This window comes from Rhodococcus (subgen. Prescottella) equi, assembly GCF_003013675.1.
Lineage (GTDB): Bacteria > Actinomycetota > Actinomycetes > Mycobacteriales > Mycobacteriaceae > Prescottella > Prescottella equi.
In genome coordinates this window covers 2,126,249-2,151,061 of the sequence record NZ_CP027793.1, presented here as the reverse complement: position 1 = coordinate 2,151,061, position 24,813 = coordinate 2,126,249, and the positions used below count along the sequence as shown (strand labels likewise).

Below are 24,813 nucleotides of genomic sequence, written 5' to 3'. Positions count from 1 at the left end.
ATTCAGTCGAGCAGGATCGTCGCGAACGTCGCAACCTGGGTGAAGCCCACCGTCGCGTACGTGCGACGCGCACGCTCGTTGTAGGCGTTGACGTAGAGGCTGGGCACTCGTCCGCGCGCGGCCACTGCGGCCGCCACTGCCGCGGTGCCTGCCGCACCGATCCCCTCGCCGCGGCGTGCCGGGTCCACCCACACCCCCTGGATCTGCCCCACCGAGGCGGACATCGAACCAACCTCCGCCTTGTACACCACCTCGCCGTTCTCGAACCGGGCCCACGCACGGCCGGAGGCGATCAGGTTCGCGACCCGACGCCGGTAGTTGCGCCCACCGTCGTTGGCCCGTGGATCGATGCCCACCTCCTCGATGAACATCGCAATCGCGGCAGGCAAGTACGACTCGAGCTCGTCCATGCGCACCTGGCGCACCCGTGGATCGGGGCGCACCGCCGAGTCCCCGTGCAGCACGAGCAGTGGCTGATCCGAACGGATCTCACGCGCAGCACCCCATTCGGATTCGAGCATCTCCCACAGCGGCAGCGCCAGCGACGCCCGCCCGACGATCGACGAGCACATGCGCGGGAACCGGGTGGCCCGGTCGGCGAACGACCTCAGGTCGTCGGTGTCGCCGAGCAGCGGCACCAGATTGGCCCCCGCGAAACACAACGACTCGGTGGGACCGCCGCGGCTCCACATCTCCCCCTGGAGTGCCCGCGGATCGAGTCCGGACTGCTGCACCCGCGCCGCGACCATGCAGGCCGCGACGGGGTCGGCTTCGAGGACACGCAACACCTGGGCGGTGTCCCGACCGCCCAGCTGTCTCGCTCCGAGAAGCTTGAGCACTGACGCACCCCCTTGTGCAGTGGGACCGCTCGGCATGAGAACTGTCAGCGTCGAACTGTCAGTGCCGGATCTGGAACCCACATTGCCATGAACATGCGCCGGGGCGGAAGGATTTCAGCCGACGGTGACCACCGGCGCGCCGCCGGCCTCCCCGCCTTCCATCTCCTCCGCGATCCGCATCGCTTCCTCGATCAGCGTCTCGACGATCTGTGCCTCGGGGACTGTCTTGATGACCTTGCCCTTGACGAAGATCTGGCCCTTGCCGTTGCCGGACGCGACACCCAGATCCGCCTCGCGGGCCTCGCCGGGACCGTTGACGACACAACCCATGACGGCGACGCGGAGCGGGACCTCCATGCCCTCGAGCCCGGCGGTGACCTCGTTCGCCAGCGTGTAGACATCGACCTGGGCACGCCCGCACGACGGGCACGAGACGATCTCGAGCTTGCGCGGGCGCAGGTTCAGCGACTGCAGGATCTGCGTGCCGACCTTGATCTCCTCTGCCGGCGGCGCCGACAGCGACACCCGAATCGTGTCGCCGATGCCCTCCGAGAGCAGCGACCCGAACGCGACCGCCGACTTGATCGTGCCCTGGAACGCCGGGCCGGCCTCGGTCACACCGAGGTGCAGCGGGTAGTCGCACTGCGCGGCCAGCTGGCGGTAGGCCTCCACCATGATCACCGGGTCGTTGTGCTTGACCGAGATCTTGATGTCGCCGAAGCCGTGCTCCTCGAACAGGCTCGCCTCCCACAACGCCGATTCGACGAGCGCCTCCGGGGTGGCCTTGCCGTACTTCTGCATCAACCGAGGATCGAGCGAGCCGGCGTTGACGCCGATGCGGATCGGGATGCCGGCGTCGCCGGCCGCCTTCGCGACCTCCTTGACGCGTCCGTCGAACTCCTTGATGTTGCCCGGGTTGACACGGACAGCAGCGCAGCCCGCGTCGATCGCCGCGAAGATGTACCGCGGCTGGAAGTGGATGTCCGCGATGACCGGGATCTGGCTCTTCTTCGCGATCGCCGCGAGCGCGTCGGCGTCTTCCTGGCGCGGGCACGCGACGCGGACGATGTCGCAACCCGACGCCGTGAGCTCGGCGATCTGCTGCAACGTCGCATTGATGTCGTGGGTCTTGGTGGTGCACATCGACTGCACCGACACGGGGTGGTCGCTGCCGACCCCTACGTTGCCCACCATGAGCTGGCGGGTCTTGCGTCGCGGTGCGAGGACCGGAATATCGCTGGGAGCTCCGGGCATGCCCAAACCGACGGGGCTGGTCACGTTTCGCCTTCTTTCGTTGGTACGGGGCAAGTCTATCGTTCGGACATATCCGAACGCCGGGTCACGGGAACAGCTGGATCGGGTTGACGATGTCGGCGGTCAGCGTCAACAGCATGTATGCGCCGCCGATCACCACGACGACGTAGGTGATCGGCATGAGCTTCATGTAGTCGACGGGCCCGCCGGCCGCGAGGCCGCGCATCTTCCGGATCGAGTTGCGGATCTTCTCGTAGATCGTCACCGCGATGTGCCCGCCGTCGAGCGGAAGCAGCGGCAGCAGGTTGAAGATGCCGAGGAAGAAGTTCAACGTAGCGAGCAGTCCAATGAAGACGTCGATGTAGCCGCGCTCGGCCATCTGCCCGCCGATCACGCTCGCCCCGACCACGCTGATCGGGGTGTCGAGGTCGCGCTCGCCACCGGTCACTGCGTCCCACAGGTCGACGACCTTCGACGGCATCTGGGTCAGCGCGTGCGCGGTCTGGACGAAGATGTCGCCGGTGTACACGACGCTCGCCGGGATCGCGGCCGGCAGCGAGTACTGCACGGTACTCGGCTGCGCGCCGACGCCGATGGCGCCCACTTCCTGCGAGACCGGCGGCAGCGGCTTCTCCGGGGTGGACCCCGGCGGGTTGACCCACCGTTGCACCTGCTCGATCTGCACTGGGATCACCAGCGTCTCCCCGTCCCGGTCTACGGTGAACTCCGCCATCCCCGACAGCGGTTGCGTCGCCTTCACCACGTCGCCGAACGTCGCCGTCTCCTGGCCGTTCACCGCGGTGATCACGTCGCCGGCTCGGATCCCGGCCGCAGCGGCCGGACCGTCGCCCACGCACTCGGAGAGCTCGTAGCCGCCGTCCGGGCCGGCCTGCGTCGGCGACACGCACACGGTCTTCTCCACCACGGCGCGTGTCTCCGGGTTCGGCAGACCCCAGCCGACGGCCAGCACCACCAGCAACACGAACCCGAGCAGGAAGTTCATCGCGATGCCGCCCGACATCACGACGATCCGCTTCCACGCCTTCTGCTTGTACATCGCGCGGTCGACCTCGTCGGGCGCGAGTTCGTCCACGGCCGTCATCCCGGCGATGTCGCAGAAACCACCGGCCGGGATCGCCTTGAGTCCGTACTCGGTCTCGCCGCGACGGAACGAGAAGATCTTGGGGCCGAAGCCGATGTAGTAGCGCCGGACCTTCATGCCGAGTGCCTTGGCGGTCCACATGTGCCCGGCCTCGTGCAGCGCGATGGAGGCGCCGATACCGAGGGCGAAGAGCAGCACTCCGATAGCGAAGACCATGCGGTTCTAGCCCTCCTGCTTCACGAACTCGCGCGCGCGAGCCCGGGCCCACCCGTCGGCGGCCAGTACGTCGTCCACGGTAGCGGGCGGCGCGGCCCATTCGCCGCCTGCCGCGAGGACGCGCTCGACGGTCTCGACGATCGCCGGGAACCTCAGGGTGCCGTCGAGGAACGCCTCGGCGGCGATCTCGTTGGCGGCGTTGTAGACCGCGGTCATGCACCCGCCTGCCGTACCGGCGTGCCGGGCCAGATCGATCGCCGGGAAGACCGCGGAGTCCACCGGTTCGAACGTCCACGTCGAGGCGGTCCGGAAGTCGCACGGCGCCGCAGCACCGGGGACCCGGTCCGGCCAGCCGAGTGCCAGCGCGATCGGCAGTTTCATGTCCGGCGGGCTCGCCTGCGCGAGCGTCGACCCGTCCGTGAACGTCACCATGGAGTGGACGATCGACTGCGGATGCACCGTGACGTCGATGCGGTCGTAGCCGATCCCGAACAGCAGGTGGGTCTCGATCAGCTCGAGCCCCTTGTTCACCAGTGACGCCGAGTTGAGCGTGTTCATCGGGCCCATCGACCACGTCGGGTGCGCCCCTGCCTGCTCGGGGGTGACGTCCTCGAGCGCCGCCGCGGTCCAGCCCCGGAACGGGCCACCCGACGCGGTGAGGATCAACCGGTCCACCTCCTCGGCGCGACCGCCCCGCAGACACTGGGCGAGCGCGGAGTGCTCCGAGTCGACGGGAACGATCTGTCCGGGCGCGGCTGCCGCCGTCACGAGCGGACCGCCCGCGACGAGCGACTCCTTGTTGGCGAGGGCCAGGCGTGCGCCCGACTCCAGTGCCGCGAGCGTCGGCTCGAGGCCGAGCGACCCGACGAGCGCATTGAGCACGACGTCCGCCTCGGTGCTGCGGACCAGCTCGGTCACCGCGTCCGGGCCCGACAGCACGCCGGGCACGTCCAACCGGGCTGCCGCCGCGGGATCCGCCACCGCCACTCGCGTCACACCGGTGTCGGCGATCTGGCGGGCGAGCAGGTCGATGTTCCCACCGCCGGCCGCGAGTCCCACCACCTCGAACTTGTCAGGGTTGGCGGCGATGACCTCGAGGGCCTGGGTGCCGATGGAACCGGTGCTGCCGAGCAGCAGTACACGAGTCGGTTGGGTGTCAGCCACGGATCCATTGTTCCTGACCGAAGCTGAGAGAAGCACACAGGATTGCACTTCGTACCGCCGACCGTATTCGCGACACCGCCGGGACCCAGGTTCGTACGACGCGCGGTCGTATGCCACGATAAGCGGCGATAGCGCATTCGTAAGATCAGGAGGATCGAGCCGTGGTCGGTACCCAGTTGGACCCCACTTCCAACGACCCCGTCGTCGCCGCGCACGTCGACACCGCCGAGGTTCCCTCGGCCGCTTGGGGATGGAGTGGCGAGGCCCCGCGACTGTTCCGTTTCGCCGGCTGGTTCTTCGCCGCGTTCCTGCTGCTGATGATGATCGGCAACCACCACGGCAAGGTCGAGGACCTGTTCCTCATCGGCTTCGCCGGTGCCATCGTCTTCGTTCTGGTTCGCGACATCATCCTGCGGCGCAAGCCGCGGTAGTCGAACACCGCAGAGACAACGTCGAAGGCCCGCACTCCTCGGAGTGCGGGCCTTCGACGTCTACGAGGTCAGTTCTCGGCGGCCAGCTGCCCACACGCCGCGGCGATCTCCTGCCCGCGGGTGTCGCGGACGGTGCACGAGACGCCCTGCGCCTGCACCCGCCGGACGAACTCACGCTCGACCGGTTTGGGGCTGGCGTCCCACTTGCTACCCGGTGTGGGGTTGAGCGGGATGAGATTGACGTGCACCAGCGGGCCGAGCGCCTTGTGCAGCTTCTTCCCGAGCATGTCGGCGCGCCACGGCTGGTCGTTGACGTCGCGGATGAGCGCGTACTCGATCGACACGCGGCGACCCGTCTTGTCGGCGTAGTAGCGGGCCGCGTCCAGGACCTCGGCGACCGACCAGCGGTTGTTGACCGGGACCAGGGTGTCGCGCAGTTCGTCGTCGGGCGTGTGCAGCGACACCGCCAGCCGCACCGACATCTCCTCGTCGGCGAGCTTGCGGATCGCGGGCGCGAGCCCGACGGTGGAGACCGTCACCGCACGCTGCGAGATACCCAGACCGTCGGGGGACGGCGACGTGATCCGCCGCACCGCGGCGACCACCCGCTTGTAGTTGGCGAGCGGCTCCCCCATCCCCATGAACACGATGTTCGACAGCCGCCCGGGACCGCCCTCGACCTCGCCGTCCCGCAAGGCCGCAGCGGCGGCACGCACCTGGTCGACGATCTCGGCGGTCGAGAGGTTGCGGTCCAGACCGCCCTGACCGGTGGCGCAGAACGGGCACGCCATACCGCAGCCGGCCTGGCTGGAGATGCACAGCGTGGCCCGATCCGGGTAACGCATGAGCACACTCTCGAGCAGCGTGCCGTCGTTCGCCTTCCACAGCGTCTTTCGCGTCTGTCCGGCATCGCACGCGACGTGCTTGACGACGTCGAGCAGCCGCGGGAACAGCGCGGCGCCGACCTTCTCGCGCATGCCGGCGGGCAGATCCGTCATCTTGTCGGCGTCAGCCTCGAGCCTGCCGTAGTACTGCCGGGCCAGCTGATCCGCTCGGAAACCGGGCAGGCCCAGCTCCTTGACGGCCTCCTTGCGCTCGTCGGCGTCGAGGTCGGCGAGATGGCGCGGCGGCATTCCGCGTCGCGGCGCGTTGAAGACGAGGGGGAGGGAGACAGTCATAGTGCTTCCATTCTCCCACTGCCCGGCCGGGGTGTCCGATGCGCGTGCGAAACACCACACCGTGGGTGATGATCGACACATGGCCGAGAACCGACGCGAGGAACCCGAGGACGTCCCGGCGGCACCGATGGAGCCGCTCCCGAGCGGTCCCGTGCACGGCCGTCACGAAGGGGCCGGCGGACTGACCCCGCACGACCGGCACAAGCTCGGCCGCACCCGGGCGGCGACCACCTGGACCGGGCTGGTCGTGGGCATCGTGGTCGCGATCCTGCTGTTGATCTTCATCCTGCAGAATCTCGACTCGGTGACCTTCGAACTGTTCGCGTGGGAGTTCAGCCTGCCGGCCGGCATCAGCCTGCTCCTGGCGGCCATCGCGGGTGCGCTCATCATGGCGCTCGCCGGTGGCGTGCGGATCATCCAGATCCGCCGCGTCGCCAAACGCGCCGGCTCCGTGACCGACGACACCTCACCGCAGTAGCCCGCGCTCCCCCGTCCGGGGCACGATGGAAGTCACGACAGGAGTACGCCTTCCGGACGAGGAGCTGCCCCGTGACGACACACATGCACCGGCCCGCCCGCGCGACGATCCGCGCCGATCTGGCCCGCTCCTGGTTGCTCACCGCAGCCACCCGGGCGGACGCCTTTCCTCGCCCCGCCGCGGTCGACGCGCTGATCCTCGACCTCGAGGACGCCGTCGCTCCCGCCGACAAGCCTGCCGCCCGTAAGTCCGTCGTGGACTGGCTGGGCGACGGTCGCGAAGCGTGGGTCCGGATCAACGACGCGACGACGCCTCACTGGGGAGAGGACCTCGACGCCGTGGCCGGGCTGCCCGGCCTGTCCGGCGTGATGCTCGCCAAGACCGAGAGCGGTGGTCAGGTCGAAGCCACCCGCGAACGACTACCGGACGGAACCCGGATCATCACGCTCATCGAGTCCGCGGTGGGCCTCGAGGCGGCGCCCGAGATCGCCCGCGCCGAGGGAACCTTCCGCCTCGCGTTCGGCAGCGGCGACTTCCGGCGCGACACCGGTATGAGCGACGACGTGCTCGCGATGGCGTATCCCCGTTCCCGGCTCGTCATCGCCAGCCGCGCGGCACGACTGCCCGGCGGGCCCATCGACGGGCCGACCGTGTCGGCGAACGACACCATCCTGCAGCGCGACTGCCAGGCCACGGTGTCACTCGGGCTGACCGGCAAGCTCTGCCTGCACCCGGATCAGGCGCCGGCGGTCAATCGCGCGCTGAGCCCCGACGCCCACGACATCGCGTGGGCCCGGGAGGTCATTGCCGAACTGGGCACCGACGGCGAGCGCGTGCGTGACGGCAGCGATCTGCCCCGGCTGGCCAAGGCCAAGAAGCTCACCCACCTGGCCGGTGAGTTCGGCCTCGTCTGACCGTCAGTTCGAGCAGCCCGATCGCGCCGGCACCCCGTCGAATCGGTCGGTCATCCAGTCGAGCGCAGACGGCAGGCCCGACACCATCGGCAGGCCGTGTCCGACGACGAACCCCGGTGCGATCGGTGGGATCTCCTCGGTGCGGAACTCGACCGTCGCCCCCTGAGCGCACCAGTCGGCGGCCAGTCGAGTGGCCTGGTTGTGCGGAATCAGGTCGTCGTTGCGCCCCTGCACGATCAGCACCGGGCTCCCGGGCGTCGACCGTCCGATGCGCTGCTCGTCGACCACCGCGCTCACCGACGGCAGCGCGTCGATGAGTTCGGCGAGCGAGCGTCCGTCCTTCGTCCACTCGGTGGTGCGGTGCAACCCGTATCGCGCGATCGTCTCCGGGACGCACTGAGCGGCAATCTCGTCGAGCGCCTGTCGACCCGCGGGAGCGAGCGCGCCGTCGATGTCGGCGCGGGTCTCCGGGTACCCGGCGTAGATGCTGTTGACCGCGTAGCCCAGCAGTCCGGTCGCGAGCCCGCCGTCGAGCGCCGCCGCCACCGTACGCAGGTCGGCCGGGGGCCCACCCGCGTACGTCCCGCGGACGTCGAGGTCGGGCGCGTACGACGGCTGCATCTCGGCCGCCGAGGCCGCCGCCCCGCCGCCCTGCGAGTAGCCCCAGAACCCGATCGGGTTGTCGTCGCCGATCCGGCTGCCGGGCAACGCCTTCACAGCCCGAGCGGCGTCGAGCATCGCGTGCCCCTGCGCACGGCGGTCGACGTAGCTGTGCATCCCTGCGGTCCCGAGCCCCTGGTAGTCGGTGACGACGACGTCGATGCCGCGCGAGAGCAGGGCGTGCACCTGCAGCACCTCGTACTCGACCGCGAAGTCCAGCGGAGCGTTGTAGTGGATGCCGTCCTGGAAGAGTCTGGACGGCGCACACTGGTCGCCCTGCCCCTGCGTGCCGGGCCCCAGAACGACCAGTGGGCGGGGGCCCGCACCGATCCACGGCAGGCTCGCGTCGAAGTAGGTGCCGGACGCCGCCGTCGCGCCGCCGTGAGCATCCTTGGTGCGGTACATGATTCGCTGTGCACCCGACGGCCACGGCCCCTGCTGGTTCGGGATCGACAGCAGCGGCGGGTACGGCTGCGTGTCCACCACGGTGCCCGGCGCTCCCCCGAGTGCCGACGCGGGCACCTCGTAGAAATCGGCGGGTGCGGCAGACGCGGTCACCCCCGACGTGACGGCGGCCGCGAGGCACGCTCCCAGAACTGTCGCAATACGGCGCATCCCCCGCGGTGTAAGCATATGAGTCACCTCACACGATGACAGCGAATGTTGTCAATACCGCGGGTAACACCTATCCGGTCAGACGATCAGTCCGGTCGGCACGGACCGCGTGTGGATGCGGTAGCCGACCTCGACGCCGAGGCCCGACGTCTCGGCGAGCGCCCTGGCCGCGGTTCGCTCGGTGAATTCGATGCCGAACACCGCGTGCATCGCGTCCCGGTCCGGAAACTCCCAGCGGGTGCGGACCCGCCGCATCGCGAATCCCTGGGCCGCGAAGAAGCCCTCCACCGCTTCCGGGTCGTAGTGCGGCAGATCGGCACGCATCCAGTTGCCGTACGGCGGGACCGTGGCGTCGAGATCGACGATTGCCAGGACTCCCCCGGGCCGCAGCACCCGCATCGCCTCGAGGATGCCCGGGCCGCACCCGGGCCCGAAGAAGTACGCGGTGCGCGCGTGCACCACGTCGACCGAGGCGTCGGGCACCGGGAGCGCCTCCGCGGAACCCCGCAGGACGGAGATCGCGGGGTGCCCGTCCACCCGGGCGCGAGCGGATGCCACGAGCGGTGGGTGCGGTTCCACCCCGACGACCGACCGTGCCCGCTCGGCGAAGACCGGCAGATGGAATCCGGCGCCACACCCGACGTCCAGTACGTCGCGACCACACCAGTCGGCGAGCTCCGCGAGGGCCTCGAACACGACGCCGTCGGCGTCCTGGGCCCGGTTCTCGATCTCGTAGATCGCGGGCCAGTGCCAGATGTTCGGGCTCGGGATCGGTCCCCGAGCCCGTCCACGGCCCCCGCGCAGCCGGCTCACACCAGAACGGTGAGGACGAGCCAGGTGACGAAGGCGGACGGCAGCAGTGAATCGAGGCGATCCATGATGCCGCCGTGCCCGGGCAGCAGAGTGCCCATGTCCTTGATGCCCAGTTCACGCTTGACCTGGGACTCGATCAGATCGCCCAGCGTCGCCGTGAAGACCAGCGCAACGCCCAGGAGGACGCCGACGAGCGGATTCGCGTCGAGGATGAACGTCACCGTCGCCACACCACCGATGACGCAACCCACCAGGGATCCGGCGAATCCCTCCCAGGACTTCTTGGGGCTGATCGCCGGGACCATCGGATGCTTGCCGAAGAACACGCCGGCCACGTAGCCCCCGACGTCGGAGCACACCACGACGATCATCAGGCAGAACACCCGAGCGGGACCGTCGTCCTGCAGCACCATGAGCGTCGCGAAGGACGCGAGCAGCGGGATCCACGCGGCGACGAACACCGCGACCGCCGTGTCCCGCAGGAAGTTGCGCGGCGTCGCCGCCAGGCCGTGGTCGAACAGGCGCCACACCATCGTCACCAACGCCGTGCCGGCGAACGCCCCCAACACCCCCGTCGTCCCGTACGGCCAGCTCAACCAGATGATCACCTGGCCACCGACGAGCAGAGGTATCAGCGGCACGTTGATGTCGGCGTCGCGCAGGCGTTTGGCGACCTCCCACGTCGCGACGGCCATCGCAACCGCCACGACGCCGATCCACACGAGCGGGACGTAGACCAGGATCAAGATCACCGCTACGCCGAGGCCGCCGCCGACGGCGATCGCGGCAGGCAGGTTGCGTCCGGCTTTCGAGGCCGGGGCGGCTGTAGCCGCGGGGGAACCGTCAGCTTTCCCCACAGCTAGACCTCCATCAATTCGGCTTCCTTGTGCTTCACCAGCTCGTCGATCTGGCTGACGTAGCGCGAGGTGGTCTTGTCGAGTTCCTTCTCGGCGCGACCGACCTCGTCCTCGCCGGCCTCGCCGTCCTTCTGGATGCGCGAGAGTTCGTCCATCGTCTTGCGCCGGACGTTGCGGATCGCCACCTTGGCGTCCTCGCCCTTGCTCTTCGCCTGCTTGACGAACTCGCGACGACGCTCCTCGGTGAGCTGCGGGACCGAGATGCGGATGATGCTGCCGTCGTTGCTGGGGTTGACGCCCAGGTCGGAGTTGCGGATCGCATTCTCGATCGGCCCGAGCTGCGACGCCTCGTACGGCTTGATGATGACCATCCGAGCCTCGGGCACGTTGATGCTCGCGAGCTGCGTGATGGGCGTCATCGAGCCGTAGTACTCGACGACGACCCGGTTGAACATGCCCGGGTTGGCTCGACCGGTACGAATGGAGCCGAGGTCGTCCTTCGCAACCGTGATGGCCTTTTCCATCTTCTCCTCGGCCTCGAAGAGAGCTTCATCAATCACGGCTGTTCCTCCGTCTCGTATCCATCGCGGTCGCGGGCGCCGCGATCCATGATCACTTTGCCCGTCGTCATGACTTGACCAGTGTTCCGATCTTCTCACCGGACACCGCGCGCGCGATGTTGCCCTGCGTGAGGAGGTTGAACACCATGATCGGCATCTGATTGTCCATGCACAGGCTGAACGCGGTCGCATCCGCGACCTTCAGCCCCTTCTCGATCACCTCACGGTGGGTGATCTCGCTGTACATCGTGGCGTCCGGATCCACCCGCGGGTCGGCCGAATAGACGCCGTCGACGGCCTTCGCCATCAGGACCACCTCGGCACCGATCTCGAGCGCGCGCTGCGCGGCCGTGGTGTCGGTGGAGAAGTACGGCATGCCCATGCCCGCACCGAAGATCACCACACGCCCCTTCTCGAGGTGGCGGCGTGCACGCAGCGGCAGGTACGGCTCGGCGACCTGCCCCATCGTGATGGCGGTCTGCACGCGGGTGTCCACGCCCTGCTTCTCCAGGAAGTCCTGCAGCGCAAGGCAGTTCATGACCGTACCGAGCATGCCCATGTAGTCCGAGCGGGCGCGGTCGAGGCCGCGCTGCTGCAGTTCGGCACCGCGGAAGAAGTTGCCACCGCCGATGACGACCGCCACCTGGACACCCGAACGGACGACCTCGGCGATCTGGGCGGCGACCGTCGTCACCACATCCGGATCGAGCCCGACCTCACCGCCGCCGAACATTTCACCGCCGAGTTTGAGGAGCACACGTCGGAATCCTGGACGTTCGTCGGCCGGTGCGGTCATAATTCTCCCTCGGTTCCTGCAGATAGTTCGGTTCTAGAAGTACTACGGTTCGTCGGCGGGCGACAACGCTGCTTCGCGGGTGCCGAGCACCCGGCGAAGCCGCCGGAACAGGCCCTATCATCCTGCCTCATTCACCGGTGGTCGACCCAGCCGACCCACCCACCGCGCAGATCGGCCCCGCACGGAACGGATGGGGCGGAACGCCGGTCGGGAAACAACCCGAACCGACGACCGCACCAACCGGCCGGCGGGGCCGATGTGTCGAGTGCGACTAGCTGGCGCCGACCTCGAACCGCGCGAAGCGGGTGATCGTGGCGCCGGCCTCGTCCAGAAGAGCCTTGACGGTCTTCTTGGAGTCGGTGACCGAGGACTGCTCGGTCAGGACGACATCCTTGTAGTAGCCGTTGACGCGACCCTCGACGATCTTCGGGAGCGCAGCCTCGGGCTTGCCCTCCTCCTTCGCCGTCTGCTCGGCGATACGACGCTCGTTCTCGACGATGTCCGCGGGGACCTCGTCACGGGTGACGTACTTGGCCTTGAGCGCGGCGACCTGCATCGCAGCACCGCGAGCAGCCTCGGCCGCAGCCTCGCCCTCGCCGGTGTACTCGACGAGCACGCCGACGCCCGGGGGCAGGTCCGACGCACGCTTGTGCAGGTAGGTCGCGACAGCGCCGTCGAACGCGACGTAGCGACGCAGCTCGAGCTTCTCGCCGATCTTGGCGGACAGCTCCTGGACCAGGGTCTCGACGGTCTTGCCGTCGACGTCGACGGCCTTGAGGCCCTCGAGGTCGGCCGGCTTCGCGGCGGCGGCAGCAGCGACGACCTTGTCGGCCAGCTCCTGGAACTCCGCGTTCTTCGCGACGAAGTCGGTCTCGGCGTTGAGCTCGATCATGACGCCGTCGCGGGCTGCGACCAGGCCCTCGGCCGTGGTGCGCTCGGCGCGCTTGCCCACGTCCTTGGCACCCTTGATGCGCAGCAGCTCGACGGCCTTGTCGAAGTCGCCGTCGGTCTCGGTGAGCGCGTTCTTGCAGTCCATCATTCCGGAGCCGGTGAGCTCACGGAGCCGCTTGACGTCGGCGGCGGTGTAGTTCGCCATGGGGGCGATCCTCCTCGGATGAGTTTCGGATGCCAGGTTCCGCGGATCGCGCGGGAACCTGACGAAGCAGGTGAGCGAAACGGCCCCGACCGCAAGGGGTCGGGGCCGAATCGACTAGGACTGCTGAGCGTCCGCGGCCGGAGCCTCGGCCTCTGCCTCGGCGGCCGGAGCGGCCTGCGAGAGGAGCTCCTGCTCCCACTCGGCGAGCGGCTCGCCCGTGCCGGCCTCCGGCTTGGCGTCCTTGTCGGCGCTCGCACCGGCGCGAGCCTGCAGGCCCTCTGCGACGGCGGAGGCGACGACCTTGGTCAGCAGGGCGGCGCTACGGATCGCATCGTCGTTGCCCGGGATCGGGTAGTCGACGACGTCGGGGTCGCAGTTGGTGTCCAGGATCGCGATGACCGGGATGTTCAGCTTGCGCGCCTCGCCGACGGCGATGTGCTCCTTGTTGGTGTCGACGACCCAGATAGCCGACGGAACCTTGGCCATGTCCCGGATGCCGCCGAGGGTGCGGTCGAGCTTGGTCATCTCACGCGTGAGCATGAGGATTTCCTTCTTGGTGCGACCCTCGAAGCCACCGGTCTGCTCCATCGACTCGAGCTCCTTCAGGCGCTGCAGGCGCTTGTGGACGGTCGAGAAGTTGGTGAGCATGCCGCCGAGCCAACGCTGGTTGACGTAGGGCATCCCGACGCGAGTTGCCTCGCCGGCGATGGACTCCTGCGCCTGCTTCTTGGTACCGACGAACAGGATGGTGCCGCCGTGAGCGACGGTCTCCTTGACGAACTCGTACGCCTTGTCGATGTACGTCAGCGTCTGCTGCAGGTCGATGATGTAGATGCCGTTGCGGTCGGTGAAGATGAAACGCTTCATCTTCGGGTTCCAACGGCGGGTCTGGTGCCCGAAGTGTGCGCCGCTGTCGAGCAGCTGCCGCATGGTTACAACAGCCATGGCTGTGTACCTCTTCTTTCATGTGCCGGTTGTCGCAGGAATCGGTAACTCCTGCCCTGGCGCCCGCCCGGTGTCGGACCTGCACGAATGCGGGACCAGCCGACAGCCGGTTTTGTGCGCGGGCGCGCGAAGTCGGACTGTGCGTGCACAGACCGCCCGACAAGTGTACGGCGTGGGCCGCTACCGGCCTAACCCGCCGGTCGGGGGCATTCCGGCAGCACTGACACCGCGGTACCTGGAGCGCTCGGAAATCTGTGGACAGGAATTTCCTCCATCCACAATCCGCTCCGCGGCAGCCCACCGCGCGGTTGCGTCGGGTTGGCTCGGCGAATGACTTCGACGACGTTCGCACGGGCGCTGGTGTGCGTGGCGCTGTTCCTCGTGTCGTGTCCGGCCGCGACGGCAGGTCCGGCGGCGGCCGCGCCGATGCCCGCGCAGGACCCCGTGACGGTGACCGCGCCGGTTGCCACGACGAACCGACAACCGTTCGGCTGGCCGTTGCGACCGCGCCCGCCGGTGGTGCGACCGTTCGATCTTCCGGAGCGCAACTGGCTTCCCGGGCACCGCGGCGTCGACCTCGCCGCGGTGCCGGGCCAGACGGTTCTCGCCGCGGGAGCGGGCACGGTCGTGTTCGCGGGCACGGTCGCCGGTAAGCCGGTCGTCTCCGTCGATCACCCCGGCGGGCTGCGCACCACGTACGAACCGGTCGAGGCGACGGTCTCGGCAGGACGACGCGTCGAACGCGGAACCGTTCTGGGCACCGTTGCACCCGGGCACCCCGAGTGCGCCGCGGCGGCATGCCTGCATTGGGGGCTACGGCGGGATCGCGAGTATCTCGACCCGCTCCCTCTGGTCGGGGCGGTGCGAATGCGCCTGCTACCGAGCGGTGGGACCGATCACGCGCGCGGGTGAGCCTGGTCGTGCACCGCCCGCAGTCGCGCCACCGAGACGTGCGTGTAGAGCTGGGTGGTCGCAAGACTCGAGTGCCCCAGCAACTCCTGCACCACGCGCAGGTCCGCACCACCCTCCAGGAGGTGGGTGGCCGCCGAGTGCCGCAGACCGTGCGGCGCGAGGTCCGGGGCGCCGGGGACCGCCTGCACGACGTCGTGCACCACTGCCCGCGCCTGGCGCTGGTCGAGACGTCCGCCCCGTCGGCCGAGCAGCAGCGCGTCGCCCGAACGCTCGTTCACCAGTTCCGGGCGCCCGGAACGCAACCACGCCCCGATCGCGTCCTCGGCCGGCCGGCCGAACGGGACCACCCGCTCCTTGTCACCCTTGCCCAGTACCCGCAGCACTCGCCGATCGTGATCGATGTCGCCGAGATCGAGCCCGCACAGCTCGCCGACGCGGATCCCGGTCGAGTACAGCAACTCGACGATCAAGCGGTCCCGTACGGCCACGGGATCCTCCTGGGCCGCACCGGATTCCGCCGCGACCATCGCTTCCGCGGCCTGCTCCTGGCGCAGCACGGGTGGCAGCGTGCGGTGTGCCTTGGGGGCGACCAGCCGGATGCCGGGATCCACGGGCATCCGCCCCGTGCGTTCGGCCCAGGCGGTGAAACCCTTCGCCGACGACGTCCGCCGCGCGAGCGTCGTCCGAGCCGTACCCGCCGCCGCCTGCGCCGCGAGCCAGGCGCGCAACACCCGCAGATCCAGGTCCGCCAGCACCGCGTCGGGCCGATCGCGGCACAGGAAACCGAGCAGACCGGCCACGTCCGCGCGGTAGGCGCGAACGGTGTGTTCGGATCGACCCCGTTCGAGACGGAGGTACTCGTCGTAGTCGTCGAGGTGCATCCGCAGCGGGGGCGGCAGTTGCGAATCGGGCGACCGAGAGTCCATGCACTCAACCGTCGCTGCGACCACCGGAATTCGCAAGTGTCCGCGCCGGTAGGGTTCTCGCGTGAAACGAGCGATTCCCCTCCCCATGTTGTGCGTTCTGGCCCTACTCTCGGCGATCGCTCCCCTGGCCACCGACATGTACCTTCCGGCGTTGCCGTCGATGACGGGCGCGCTCGGCACGTCGGACACGAGCGTGCAGCTGACGCTCGCCACCTTCATGGCCGGACTCGGCGTGGGCCAGCTGATCGTCGGGCCGCTGTCCGACGGCCTGGGCCGGCGGAAGCTGCTCATCGTCGGGACCGTGTTGTGCGCGATCAGCGGGGTGTTGTGCGCGATCGCCCCCACCGTGGAGATCCTCATCGCGGCCCGCCTGCTGCAGGGTTTCAGCGGCGGCGCCGGAATCGTGTTGGCGCGCGCCGTGATCGCGGACCGCGCCAAGGGGGACGTCGCGGCCCGGCTGTTCAGCATCATGATGATCATCGGCGGCGTGGCACCCGTCGTCGCCCCGTTGATGGGCGGCGCGCTGCTCGGCCCGATCGGGTGGCGGGGCATCTTCTGGGTCCTCGCCGGGGCGTCGATCGTCATGTTCCTGGGCGTGCTGTTCCTGGTCCCGGAGACGCTTCCGAAGGATCGCCGGCACGGCGGTGGGCTGGCGGCGCTGACCCGGAACATGAACTACGTGGTGCGCAACCGCGTGTACGTGGGCTACGCGCTGACGTTCGCGTTCGGCTTCGGCGCGTTGTTCTCGTACATCTCGGCGTCGTCGTTCGTCGTCCAGGAGGTGATGGGCCTGTCCCCCGGCCAGTTCTCGATCGTCTTCGCGATCAACTCGGCGGGCATCGTCGCCGGCAGCATCGTCAACACCAAGCTCATCGGAACGTTCCAGGCCCGCCAACTGCTGACGTTCGGCGTCGGTCTGCTGCTCACCGCGGGCGTGTTGCTCCTGCTCGCGACCACCGTCGGTGGCACGCGGATCTGGCTGGTCCTGCCGCTGCTGTTCGGTGTGGTCACGAGTATCGGCTTCATCATGGGCAATGCCACGGCACTGGCCCAGGGGCAGGTGCCGGAAGCCGCCGGCACCGGATCGGCGCTGATGGGCGCCTGCCAGTTCGGGCTCGCCGCCATCGTGTCGCCGCTGGTGGGGATCGGTGGTACCGCGGTACCGATGGCGATCGCGATCGTCGTCTCGGGCGCCGTCGCGATGACTGCTCTGAGGACCCTGGCCCGCACCGCGTAGGGCGCGGGCCGGGGCGTACTCAGTGGGCCGTCGCCTCGGCCGTCGCCAGTTCCGACTTCCACACCCGGAAGCCCTCCTCGGTGCGGCCGCGCCGCCAGTACCCGGAGATCGAGGCCGACGCCGCGGGCACCCCGTGTTCCTTGCGGATGTAGGGACGCAAGCCGTGCATGACGGCGTCGGCCTCGCCGTGGATGAAGACGTGGACGTCACCCGGCAGCCACGGCATCGCCCGGACCGCCGACACGAGCGGCGCGTTCGTCCCCGAGATGTCCTCCCCTGCCGCATCCGAGGTCGTGCCGCGGTGGATCCAGGAGACCTGCACGCCCGGCCCCGCCGGCAGCGCGATCTCGTCGTCGACGTCGGCGACCTCGATGAACACCCGGGCCACCGCGTCGGGAGCCAGCGCCGCGACCGCCGTCGAAATCGCCGGGAGGGCCGACTCGTCCCCGGCGATGAGGTGCCAATCGGCGTCCGCGCGCGGCGTGTACGCCCCGCCCGGTCCGCGCAGCGTCACCGTGGCGCCCGGCTGGACGGACGCCGCCCACGGCCCGGCGACGCCCTCGTCGCCGTGGACGACGAAGTCGATCGCGATCTCCCGTGCCACCGGGTCGACGGACCGGACCGTGTAGGTGCGGAGCACCTTGTCGTCACCCGAACCGAACTCGATCTTGACGTAGGAATCGGTGAACTCGGACGGCTCGAAGGTCTCGAACCCTGGGTCTCCCAATACGACCCGCACCATGTGTCGTGCGATCCGCTCCGTCCGCACGACCGTCCACGTCGATGTCTTCCTTGCCACTGCGCACTCCTCGAAATCACAAACAGTCTATGGTTAGCGTTGCCTAACCATAGACTGTTCGAGTGCTTCGCGGCGTCAGCGACCGTGCGGACGCGCCATCGTCAGCCGCTGCACCCAACCGTGCGCCGGCCACACCTTGAGTCCGGCCCGGTCCGGCGTGACCCGGGTGCCGACCAACGCGGATTCGAGTTCGACATCCCGCTCACCGGTGAAACGGAACTGCTGATCCGCGACGGCACCCACCTGGTTCCAGGACCGTGCCCGGTACACCGCACGGACGATGTTGTCAGCGAAGACGATCACGGGCAGATCAGCCACATTGCGTGCGGCCGCACCCGCACGCCAGGGGCCACGCGCCGCCTCGTACACGTCCTCGGCGGACAGCGACGGATCCGCCGCGGCGGGAACCCGCACAAGCGCGCCCGGAACCGGCAGCTCCGGCGCCGGCAGCGCGGAGTACTGGACGGCCAACTCCTCCACCGACATCGCGCGCCGCTCGAGATCCGCGGGTTCGCCGGCCAGGTTGGTCAACACCGGACGGGTCGAACGACGTTCGAGCAGCCGGAGGGCGTCGGTGACGACGTGGACCGCCTCGCGCGCTTCCGCCGCCGCATCGTGAGCCGTTTCGATCCGGTGCCGCAACACAATGTGGTCCACCGAATGTCCGGCCGCGTAGATGTCTCGGATCCGCTGGATCCACGCACCGCGTGCCTCGTCCCGGTCGGGGTCCCCCACGGCCTCCGAATCGAGCGTGCCGGCCTCGCCCAGCGCATCCCAATCGTGCGAGTAGATCTTGTTGCCACGGCCGGCGCCGACGTAGAAGATCGACCTGTCCCGGGGATCTCGCAACGCGTACACATAGAGTCCGAGGTTCTCGACGACCCGGGGCGAGAGCGGATTCGGCGCGGGCTTCCGCTCCCGCGGCTCGGCTGTGATCACACGCATGACCGCGAGCCGGAGAGCGTCGGAAACTGCGACGCCGCCGACGGCCGGCCCCTCGAACAGGACCTCGGCCGCGTCCCGCACCGAACTGAATGTCCGTCCCGCGTTGTCGGCGAGCGCGCCCACCACCGCAGCGAACTCGGCGAGGCGCACCTTGGGATCGCTCACCACGCCACGTCCCTCGTCGTTCGTGAGGAAGTCGCGGATTCCCGGTGCTGCCAGGAGCACGAGGGTGATGTCATCGGGAACGGTCCAGACGGTAGCCATGACGCGACTTTAGGCGATCACAGGACCCGACGCGGTCCGCCTTGTCGTCCGGCGACCGGATGTCCGGTTCCGGGAAGGACTCCTGTGGCGGAAACGACACGCATCTGCCCGATATCGGTTACCGGGAGCAAATTTCCGTCACACTCGGAGGGTGACCCGACCAGCGGAATCGACCGAGGAACGTGCCGCGCGCGCCGAGCGCCTGGTCGGCTACAGCTACCGCATGCCGGACTTCTACGAGGTGGGCCGCGAGAAGGTCCGCGAGTACGCGACCGCGGTGCAGAACACCCATCCCGCCCACTACGACGAGCAGGCCGCCCGAGACCTCGGCCACAGCGCCCTCGTCGCACCCCTGACCTTCGTGTCGGTGATCGGAATCATCGCGCAGAAGTACCTCTTCGAGCAGATCGTGCCCGGGTTCGACCTCAGCCAGATTCTGCAGACGGACCAGAAACTGGTGTTCCATCGGCCGATCCGGGCCGGGGACCGCCTCACCGTCGACGTCTCGCTGGAGTCGTTCCGGCAGACGGCCGGTAGCGACATCATCGTCACGAAGAACGAGGTCTGCGACGATGCAGGTGTACCGGTCGTGACCACCCTGACCACGCTGGTGGGCCGTACTGGCGACACATCCGATCCCCTTCGGATTCAGCGCATCAAGGACGTGATGATGCGCGAGGCCTGATCGACCGGGGATCAGCCGCGCCGGAACCACCCCGATTCGTCGGAGCCGACGAATCCGTCCAACTCGAGCACCGGCAGCACTGCCCGCACCCGCTCGATCGTGACCCCTGATTCCTCCGACAGTTCGCGGGTGCTGCACGTTCCAACGGCCGGCAGTGCCTCGTAGACGGTCGCCGCGTCACCCTGGAGAACGTCCAGCGCGCGGGCCGGCCCGAGACCCTCGCCGTCGACGCCGATCGGACCGGCCTCCTCGACGACGTCCGCGGCGCTCGAGACCAGCCGCGCCTCACCTTCCCGAATCATCCGATGGCATCCCGTCGATGCCGCCGACGTCACCGGGCCCGGCACCGCGAGCACCGGCCGGCCCAGTCGCCGCCCCCACGTCGCCGTGTTCCGGGCTCCGCTGCGCCAGCCCGCCTCGACCACGACGACCGCCTCGGACAGCCCGGCCACCAACCGATTTCGGGCCAGGAACCGGTACCGCGCGGGCGAGGTCGCCGGCGGGTACTCGCTGATCACCGCACCGTCGCGGGCGATCTGCTGCAGCAGCCGCCCGTGGCCGGCCGGATAGGCGCGGTCGACGCCACACGCCAGCACCGCGACGGTCAGCCCGCCCACGCCGAGCGCCGCCCGATGCGCCGCCGCATCGACCCCGAATGCCGCGCCGGACACGATCGTCCAGCCGTCGGCCGCGAGGTCACCGGCGATCTCGGCGGTCACATGCTCCCCGTAGGAGCTGGCCGCGCGGGTACCCACCACCGCGACCGACCGCGCCGCCAACTCGTCGACCGACCTGTCGCCGAGAACCCACAGCGCCAACGGTGCACCGTCGTCGCGACCGGACCCGAGCGCGTCGAAGGCGAGCAGTCGCCAGCGCGGCCACTCGTCGTCGTCCGGGGTCACGAGTCGCCCGCCCATCGACCGCAGCAGGTCCAGGTCGCGGGCGGCGGTGTCGAGATGCGCCCGCGCCGACGTCCGCCGGTCCAGGAAGCTCGACAGATCCCGCTCCCGCACCGCCCGTGCGGCGTCCACCGGTCCCACCGCAGCCGCCAGCTGGGCCAGCGGCGGGCACGCCCCCTGCACCACCTTCGACAGATAGGCCCAGGCCAGCAGCCGCGGATCGTGCCCCGTCACGCGGCGCCTCGATCCCGGAATTCGAGCGCCGTCGTGACCTGATCGGTCCCCGGCGTCTCGAGACCGGCGAGATCGGCGAGCGTCCAGGCGACGCGCAGTGCCCGGTCCGCGCCGCGGGCGGTGATCACGCCCTTGCTCAGCAATCGTTCGAGAGGCGCGACGGACTCGCGGGGCAACCGGAACCGCTGCCGCAGCGCCGGCCCCGGTACCTCCGCGTTGGTGCGCCACCCGTACGGCCGCCAGCGTTCGGTGGCGGCCTGACGGGCAGCGGCTACGCGTCCCCGCACCGCCTCCGTGCTCTCGCCCACCTCGTCCATCAGTGCGCCGGTGGCGACCCCCTTCATCCGGATCCGCAGGTCCACCCGGTCGAGCAGCGGGCCCGACAACCGACCCAGGTAGCGGCGACGTATCGTCGGCGGGCAGATGCAGTCGACCTCCCTCGCCGGGGCACACGGGCACGGGTTGGCCGCGAGGACCAACTGGAACCGCGCGGGGTAGCGGGCGACGCCGTCGCGTCGCGCGATCCGCACCTCGCCGTCCTCGAGCGGTGTTCGCAGTGCCTCGAGTGCCTTGGTTCCCATCTCGGCGCACTCGTCGAGGAAGAGAATTCCGCGGTGTGCACGGCTGACGGCGCCGGGCTTGGCCATTCCGCTGCCACCGCCGACGAGTGCGCTCACCGATGACGTGTGGTGGGGCGCGATGAACGGCGGCTCCGTGACGAGCGGTCGGTCCGAGGTCAGCAGTCCCGCGACCGAGTGAATCGCCGTGACCTCCAACGCCTCCGGGTCCGACAGCGGTGGCAGGATGCCGGGCAGCCGCTGCGCCAGCATCGTCTTTCCGATCCCGGGCGGTCCGGTCAGCATCAGGTGGTGCGCTCCGGCGGCCGCGACCTCGACGGCCCAGCGCGCGTCCGGCTGACCGACCACTTCGCTGAGATCTCCTCGCGCCGCGCCGGTTCCCGCATCGAACGGCTCCGGGGCCGCCAACTGGCTCTTCCCCTGCAGCCACTCGGTGACCGCGGTCAGGTGATCCGCACCCCACACCTCGATCCCGTCGACCAGCCCGGCCTCGGACAGCGCCGGTAGTGGCACCACCACCGCCGGCCAGCCCGCCTTCTTCGCAGCAAGCACCGCCGGTAGCACGCCGCGCACCGTCCGCAACCGCCCGTCGAGTGCGAGTTCGCCCAGCAGCACCGTCTTTTCGAGGCGCTTACGTGGAATCTGACGCGCCGCGTCGAGCACCGCGCACGCCAACGCCAGGTCGTACACGCTTCCGACCTTCGGCAGAGTCGCCGGCGACAACGCGAGCGTCACACGCGATTCCGGCCACTTCGCGCCCGAATTCGTGACCGCGGCCCGCACGCGATCGCGCGACTCCTGCAGCGCCGTGTCCGGCAATCCGACGAGATGCACCCCCGGCAGCCCGCGTCCGATGTCCGCCTCGATCTCCACGATCTGGCCGTCGACGCCGGTGACGGCGACCGAGTGGGCGCGACCGAGTGCCATCAGAACACTGCCGGCAGGTGCGTGACGGCGGGCTCACGTCGACGATCGACGAGGACTGCGACCACGTCGAACCGTACGTGCGGCCAATGCCGATCCGAATCGGCGAGCCAACGCTGGGCCAGCATCCGGATGCGCCGTTGCTTGGCGTACGTCACCGCCTCCGCCGGGCTACCGAAGCCCAGGCCCGAACGCGTCTTCACCTCCACGAACACAATGGTGTCGCCGTCCACCGCAACCAGATCCAATTCGCCGTGGCGGCACCGCCAGTTGCGGTCGAGGATCCGCATGCCGGCCGCGGTCAGTGCCGACGCCGCCAGTTCCTCCCCCATCGCGCCCAGCGCGAGATTACGTGCCATCCGGGTATCCCCCTCACACGGCCGGAACCTCCCGCCGGTGAAGCCGACTGTGCCCGCTCACGCCCACACCCCTCGAAGCCCGAACTGGGCGAACACGATTGCCCTGTGGATGGACGAGGAGCTGTGGAAGAACGGAAGCACCGGGGCGGCGTTCCCCGAAACCGCGGAGGCCGCGCCCCCGTTCGGGGTGCGCGGCCTCCGGCAGCTCTCGGTCTAACCCAGGCCGTTGTCCGGCAGCCTGAGGTCGGACTTCTCCAGTTCTTCGATGTTCACATCCTTGAACGTGATCACTCGCACGTACTTCACGAACCGGGCCGGCCGGTACATGTCCCACACCCACGCGTCGGACATCCGCACCTCGAAGTAGATCTCGCCGTCGGCGCTGTGCGGCAGCAGTTCCACAGAGTTCGCGAGATAGAACCGGCGCTCGGTCTCCACGACGTACGAGAACTGTCCGACGATGTCCCGGTACTCGCGGTACAGCGACAGTTCCATCTCGGTTTCGTACTTCTCGAGATCCTCGGCACTCATCGGCCTCGACGTCCTCCTGCGTTGTTGTGAACACTCATCATCTCGTACCTAGCCCGTCGCACCGAATGCGCGGCCCTCCGCCGACTCGAAGGCGCGGCTCGCCGCGGCTACGTTCGCGTAGGACATCCGATGCTCACGGCACGGGCCCAGCTCGTTCAGGGCAGCGGTGTGCACCGCGGTGCTGTAGCCCTTGTGACCGGCGAACCCGTAGCCGGGCAGTTCGTCGTCGAGCGCGACCATCGTGCGGTCACGGCTCACCTTGGCGAGGACGCTGGCGGCGGCGATGCACGCGGCCGACGCGTCGCCGCCGATCACGGGCAGCGACGGCGTGGGCAACCCCGGCACCCGGAAGCCGTCGGTGAGGACGTAGCCCGGCGCGACGGTCAGCCCCGCCACGGCCCGACGCATCCCCTCGATGTTCGCGACGTGCACGCCGATGCGGTCGACCTCCGCTGCCGGGATCTCCACGACGCTCCAGGCGACCGCCAGGCGCTTGATCACCGGGAACAGCTCGTCCCGGACCTTCTCGGTGAGCTTCTTCGAATCGTCGAGTCGGGCCAGCGCCGCATGCGGCTTGGAGCCGAGGACGCACGCGGCGACCACGAGCGGTCCGGCGCACGCGCCCCGGCCGGCCTCGTCGACGCCGGCGACCGGCCCGAGCCCGCTCCGGACCAGCGCAGACTCCATCGTCCGCAAGCCGGACGCTCTGCGAATGACGGTTCTCGGTGGCCAGGTACTCACTGCTGCTGGATGTCGGGAGACGAGATCGATCCCCACCGGCCCGGGGGCAGGACGATGAAGGTCGCCTTACCGATCACATTGTCCACCGGAATCGTGCCCTGCATCTCGTCGGAGACGTGGTACCGCGAATCCGCGGAATTGCTGCGGTTGTCGCCCATCACCCACAGGTGCCCCTCGGGAACCGTGACGGGTCCGAAGCAGCGTCCGGACTTCACGGCGGTGTCACACGTCTGCACGCCGGGGATGAAAGGGAAGTCCATCGTGATGTACGGCTCGTCGAGCGGCTTTCCGTCGACCAGGACACGGCCCTGGTCGTCGCAGCACTCGACGGTCTGCCCACCCGTCGCGATGACGCGTTTGACGAGATCGTTCTCGTCCGGCGGCACGACACCGACGAGCGAGCCGACCTCCTGCAGACCGCGGACCACCACGTTGTCCGAGCGTGTCGACGAATATCCCTCGGACCACGACTCCGGGCCGCGGAAGACCACGACGTCGCCGGGCTTCGGGTCGCCGAATCGGTAACTGATCTTCTCGACGACGATGCGGTCACCGGTGCACCCGGGGCAACCGTGCAGCGTCGGCTCCATAGACTCGGACGGAATGAGGTAGACCCGGGCGATGAACGTCTGCAGCAGGAAACTCAACAGCAAGGCGACGACGATGAGGATCGGGATCTCACGCCAGAACGATCGAGGTTTCTTGTCCTTCCCCCTGCGCCTGCGGGACCGTCCCCCGGTCTGCTCCTGCTCGGTCTCGTCCGGCGTCACGTCCGGGTCCTGCGGTGCATCTGCCACGGAGACAGATTAGCCCGACACCGCGTGAAAACGGTGCCGGGCCAATCGAAGAAGCTCGGAGCGT

The 24,813-nt window shown here is 69.1% G+C and carries 28 protein-coding genes; 7 read left to right on the top strand and 21 right to left on the bottom strand.

The annotated features are described in order from the left end of the window. Positions 1 to 2: 2 nt before the first annotated feature. The 4 genes from C7H75_RS10160 to dxr form a co-directional block, all read right to left on the bottom strand. Positions 3 to 839, bottom strand: a complete 837-nt coding sequence (locus C7H75_RS10160; protein ID WP_005513901.1) for a GNAT family N-acetyltransferase — start codon at positions 837 to 839, stop codon at positions 3 to 5. Positions 840 to 953: 114 nt separating this feature from the next. Continuing rightward, entirely contained in the window at positions 954 to 2,117 is a 1,164-nt protein-coding gene (gene ispG / locus C7H75_RS10155; protein ID WP_005513902.1) for a flavodoxin-dependent (E)-4-hydroxy-3-methylbut-2-enyl-diphosphate synthase, read from the bottom strand. Between the two features lie 61 nt (positions 2,118 to 2,178). Beyond that, positions 2,179 to 3,411, bottom strand: coding sequence for a M50 family metallopeptidase (locus C7H75_RS10150; RefSeq protein ID WP_106851312.1), 1,233 nt, complete (start codon positions 3,409 to 3,411; stop codon positions 2,179 to 2,181). A gap of 6 nt (positions 3,412 to 3,417) precedes the next feature. Continuing rightward, positions 3,418 to 4,575, bottom strand: a complete 1,158-nt coding sequence (dxr, locus tag C7H75_RS10145) for a 1-deoxy-D-xylulose-5-phosphate reductoisomerase (RefSeq protein WP_064076743.1) — start codon at positions 4,573 to 4,575, stop codon at positions 3,418 to 3,420. Positions 4,576 to 4,736: 161 nt separating this feature from the next. Between dxr and C7H75_RS10140 the strand changes: the two genes are divergently transcribed. Continuing rightward, on the top strand, positions 4,737 to 5,006 hold the full coding sequence (locus tag C7H75_RS10140) for a DUF2631 domain-containing protein (protein ID WP_005513905.1): 270 nt from the start codon (positions 4,737 to 4,739) through the stop codon (positions 5,004 to 5,006). 68 nt (positions 5,007 to 5,074) lie between these two features. On the opposite strand, the gene rlmN is transcribed toward C7H75_RS10140, so the two are convergent. Beyond that, positions 5,075 to 6,184 carry a dual-specificity RNA methyltransferase RlmN gene (gene rlmN / locus C7H75_RS10135; protein ID WP_069854994.1) on the bottom strand — a complete coding sequence of 370 codons (1,110 nt, stop codon included), beginning with the start codon at positions 6,182 to 6,184 and terminating at the stop codon, positions 5,075 to 5,077. A gap of 79 nt (positions 6,185 to 6,263) precedes the next feature. Here rlmN and C7H75_RS10130 point away from each other — a divergent pair, with 79 nt between their 5' ends. Together C7H75_RS10130 and C7H75_RS10125 are read left to right on the top strand one after the other, a co-directional pair. Then, complete coding sequence (locus C7H75_RS10130) at positions 6,264 to 6,662, top strand: LapA family protein (RefSeq protein WP_080559256.1); 399 nt, start codon at positions 6,264 to 6,266, stop codon at positions 6,660 to 6,662. A gap of 71 nt (positions 6,663 to 6,733) precedes the next feature. Next, complete coding sequence (locus C7H75_RS10125) at positions 6,734 to 7,576, top strand: HpcH/HpaI aldolase/citrate lyase family protein (protein ID WP_005513908.1); 843 nt, start codon at positions 6,734 to 6,736, stop codon at positions 7,574 to 7,576. A gap of 3 nt (positions 7,577 to 7,579) precedes the next feature. On the opposite strand, the gene C7H75_RS10120 is transcribed toward C7H75_RS10125, so the two are convergent. The 7 genes from C7H75_RS10120 to rpsB all read right to left on the bottom strand — a co-directional run bounded on the left by C7H75_RS10120 (position 7,580) and on the right by rpsB (position 13,918). Continuing rightward, positions 7,580 to 8,851 carry a lipase family protein gene (locus tag C7H75_RS10120; RefSeq protein WP_106851311.1) on the bottom strand — a complete coding sequence of 424 codons (1,272 nt, stop codon included), beginning with the start codon at positions 8,849 to 8,851 and terminating at the stop codon, positions 7,580 to 7,582. A gap of 78 nt (positions 8,852 to 8,929) precedes the next feature. Beyond that, the gene (locus tag C7H75_RS10115) at positions 8,930 to 9,664 is read right to left on the bottom strand and encodes a class I SAM-dependent methyltransferase (protein ID WP_106851310.1); all 735 of its coding nucleotides are present in this window, start codon (positions 9,662 to 9,664) and stop codon (positions 8,930 to 8,932) included. After that, positions 9,661 to 10,521: a phosphatidate cytidylyltransferase gene (locus tag C7H75_RS10110; RefSeq protein WP_013415677.1), complete on the bottom strand. Its 861-nt coding sequence runs from the start codon at positions 10,519 to 10,521 to the stop codon at positions 9,661 to 9,663. Before C7H75_RS10110 ends, C7H75_RS10115 begins: the two co-directional genes overlap by 4 nt. 2 nt (positions 10,522 to 10,523) lie before the next feature. Next, on the bottom strand, positions 10,524 to 11,081 hold the full coding sequence (gene frr, locus C7H75_RS10105; RefSeq protein ID WP_005513912.1) for a ribosome recycling factor: 558 nt from the start codon (positions 11,079 to 11,081) through the stop codon (positions 10,524 to 10,526). Positions 11,082 to 11,148: 67 nt separating this feature from the next. After that, entirely contained in the window at positions 11,149 to 11,877 is a 729-nt protein-coding gene (gene pyrH, locus C7H75_RS10100; protein WP_005513913.1) for a UMP kinase, read from the bottom strand. 271 nt (positions 11,878 to 12,148) lie between these two features. Further along, positions 12,149 to 12,973, bottom strand: a complete 825-nt coding sequence (gene tsf / locus C7H75_RS10095; RefSeq protein WP_005513914.1) for a translation elongation factor Ts — start codon at positions 12,971 to 12,973, stop codon at positions 12,149 to 12,151. A gap of 114 nt (positions 12,974 to 13,087) precedes the next feature. Then, the gene (rpsB, locus tag C7H75_RS10090) at positions 13,088 to 13,918 is read right to left on the bottom strand and encodes a 30S ribosomal protein S2 (protein WP_013415675.1); all 831 of its coding nucleotides are present in this window, start codon (positions 13,916 to 13,918) and stop codon (positions 13,088 to 13,090) included. A gap of 330 nt (positions 13,919 to 14,248) precedes the next feature. Between rpsB and C7H75_RS10085 the strand changes: the two genes are divergently transcribed. Beyond that, a complete protein-coding gene (locus C7H75_RS10085) occupies positions 14,249 to 14,830 on the top strand; it encodes a M23 family metallopeptidase (RefSeq protein WP_084985716.1) in 582 nt (193 codons plus the stop codon). On the opposite strand, the gene C7H75_RS10080 is transcribed toward C7H75_RS10085, so the two are convergent. Next, positions 14,815 to 15,756: a tyrosine recombinase XerC gene (locus tag C7H75_RS10080; RefSeq protein WP_013415673.1), complete on the bottom strand. Its 942-nt coding sequence runs from the start codon at positions 15,754 to 15,756 to the stop codon at positions 14,815 to 14,817. The genes C7H75_RS10085 and C7H75_RS10080 overlap by 16 nt on opposite strands. Positions 15,757 to 15,841: 85 nt before the next feature. Between C7H75_RS10080 and C7H75_RS10075 the strand changes: the two genes are divergently transcribed. Continuing rightward, positions 15,842 to 16,993 (top strand): multidrug effflux MFS transporter, encoded by a 1,152-nt coding sequence (locus tag C7H75_RS10075; protein ID WP_084985715.1) that lies wholly within the window; start codon positions 15,842 to 15,844, stop codon positions 16,991 to 16,993. 19 nt (positions 16,994 to 17,012) lie between these two features. On the opposite strand, the gene C7H75_RS10070 is transcribed toward C7H75_RS10075, so the two are convergent. Continuing rightward, on the bottom strand, positions 17,013 to 17,792 hold the full coding sequence (locus C7H75_RS10070) for a siderophore-interacting protein (protein ID WP_106851309.1): 780 nt from the start codon (positions 17,790 to 17,792) through the stop codon (positions 17,013 to 17,015). 75 nt (positions 17,793 to 17,867) lie between these two features. Further along, complete coding sequence (locus C7H75_RS10065; protein WP_106851308.1) at positions 17,868 to 19,001, bottom strand: GIY-YIG nuclease family protein; 1,134 nt, start codon at positions 18,999 to 19,001, stop codon at positions 17,868 to 17,870. Between the two features lie 151 nt (positions 19,002 to 19,152). Here C7H75_RS10065 and hadA point away from each other — a divergent pair, with 151 nt between their 5' ends. Next, a complete protein-coding gene (gene hadA, locus C7H75_RS10060) occupies positions 19,153 to 19,686 on the top strand; it encodes a (3R)-hydroxyacyl-ACP dehydratase subunit HadA (protein WP_084968716.1) in 534 nt (177 codons plus the stop codon). Between the two features lie 11 nt (positions 19,687 to 19,697). On the opposite strand, the gene dprA is transcribed toward hadA, so the two are convergent. Genes dprA through C7H75_RS10045 form a run of 3 tightly spaced genes read right to left on the bottom strand, consistent with a single transcriptional unit; the run spans position 19,698 to position 22,680 of the window. Beyond that, a complete protein-coding gene (dprA, locus tag C7H75_RS10055) occupies positions 19,698 to 20,819 on the bottom strand; it encodes a DNA-processing protein DprA (RefSeq protein WP_106851307.1) in 1,122 nt (373 codons plus the stop codon). Next, positions 20,816 to 22,324, bottom strand: coding sequence for a YifB family Mg chelatase-like AAA ATPase (locus C7H75_RS10050; protein ID WP_069855002.1), 1,509 nt, complete (start codon positions 22,322 to 22,324; stop codon positions 20,816 to 20,818). Before C7H75_RS10050 ends, dprA begins: the two co-directional genes overlap by 4 nt. Further along, positions 22,324 to 22,680 (bottom strand): YraN family protein, encoded by a 357-nt coding sequence (locus C7H75_RS10045; RefSeq protein ID WP_013415668.1) that lies wholly within the window; start codon positions 22,678 to 22,680, stop codon positions 22,324 to 22,326. The genes C7H75_RS10050 and C7H75_RS10045 overlap by 1 nt, the downstream gene beginning before the upstream one ends. 37 nt (positions 22,681 to 22,717) lie before the next feature. On the opposite strand from C7H75_RS10045, the gene C7H75_RS25730 reads away from it, so the two are divergent. Then, positions 22,718 to 22,897, top strand: a complete 180-nt coding sequence (locus tag C7H75_RS25730; RefSeq protein WP_139812312.1) for a hypothetical protein — start codon at positions 22,718 to 22,720, stop codon at positions 22,895 to 22,897. Here C7H75_RS25730 and C7H75_RS10040 read toward each other — a convergent pair. Genes C7H75_RS10040 through lepB form a run of 3 tightly spaced genes read right to left on the bottom strand, consistent with a single transcriptional unit; the run spans position 22,894 to position 24,722 of the window. Beyond that, the gene (locus tag C7H75_RS10040; RefSeq protein ID WP_005513927.1) at positions 22,894 to 23,211 is read right to left on the bottom strand and encodes a DUF2469 domain-containing protein; all 318 of its coding nucleotides are present in this window, start codon (positions 23,209 to 23,211) and stop codon (positions 22,894 to 22,896) included. The two genes, C7H75_RS25730 and C7H75_RS10040, sit on opposite strands and share 4 nt — an antisense overlap. 48 nt (positions 23,212 to 23,259) lie before the next feature. Next, positions 23,260 to 23,952 (bottom strand): ribonuclease HII, encoded by a 693-nt coding sequence (locus C7H75_RS10035; protein ID WP_081121976.1) that lies wholly within the window; start codon positions 23,950 to 23,952, stop codon positions 23,260 to 23,262. After that, a complete protein-coding gene (gene lepB / locus C7H75_RS10030) occupies positions 23,949 to 24,722 on the bottom strand; it encodes a signal peptidase I (protein ID WP_013415665.1) in 774 nt (257 codons plus the stop codon). The genes C7H75_RS10035 and lepB overlap by 4 nt, the downstream gene beginning before the upstream one ends. Positions 24,723 to 24,813 lie beyond the last annotated feature (91 nt).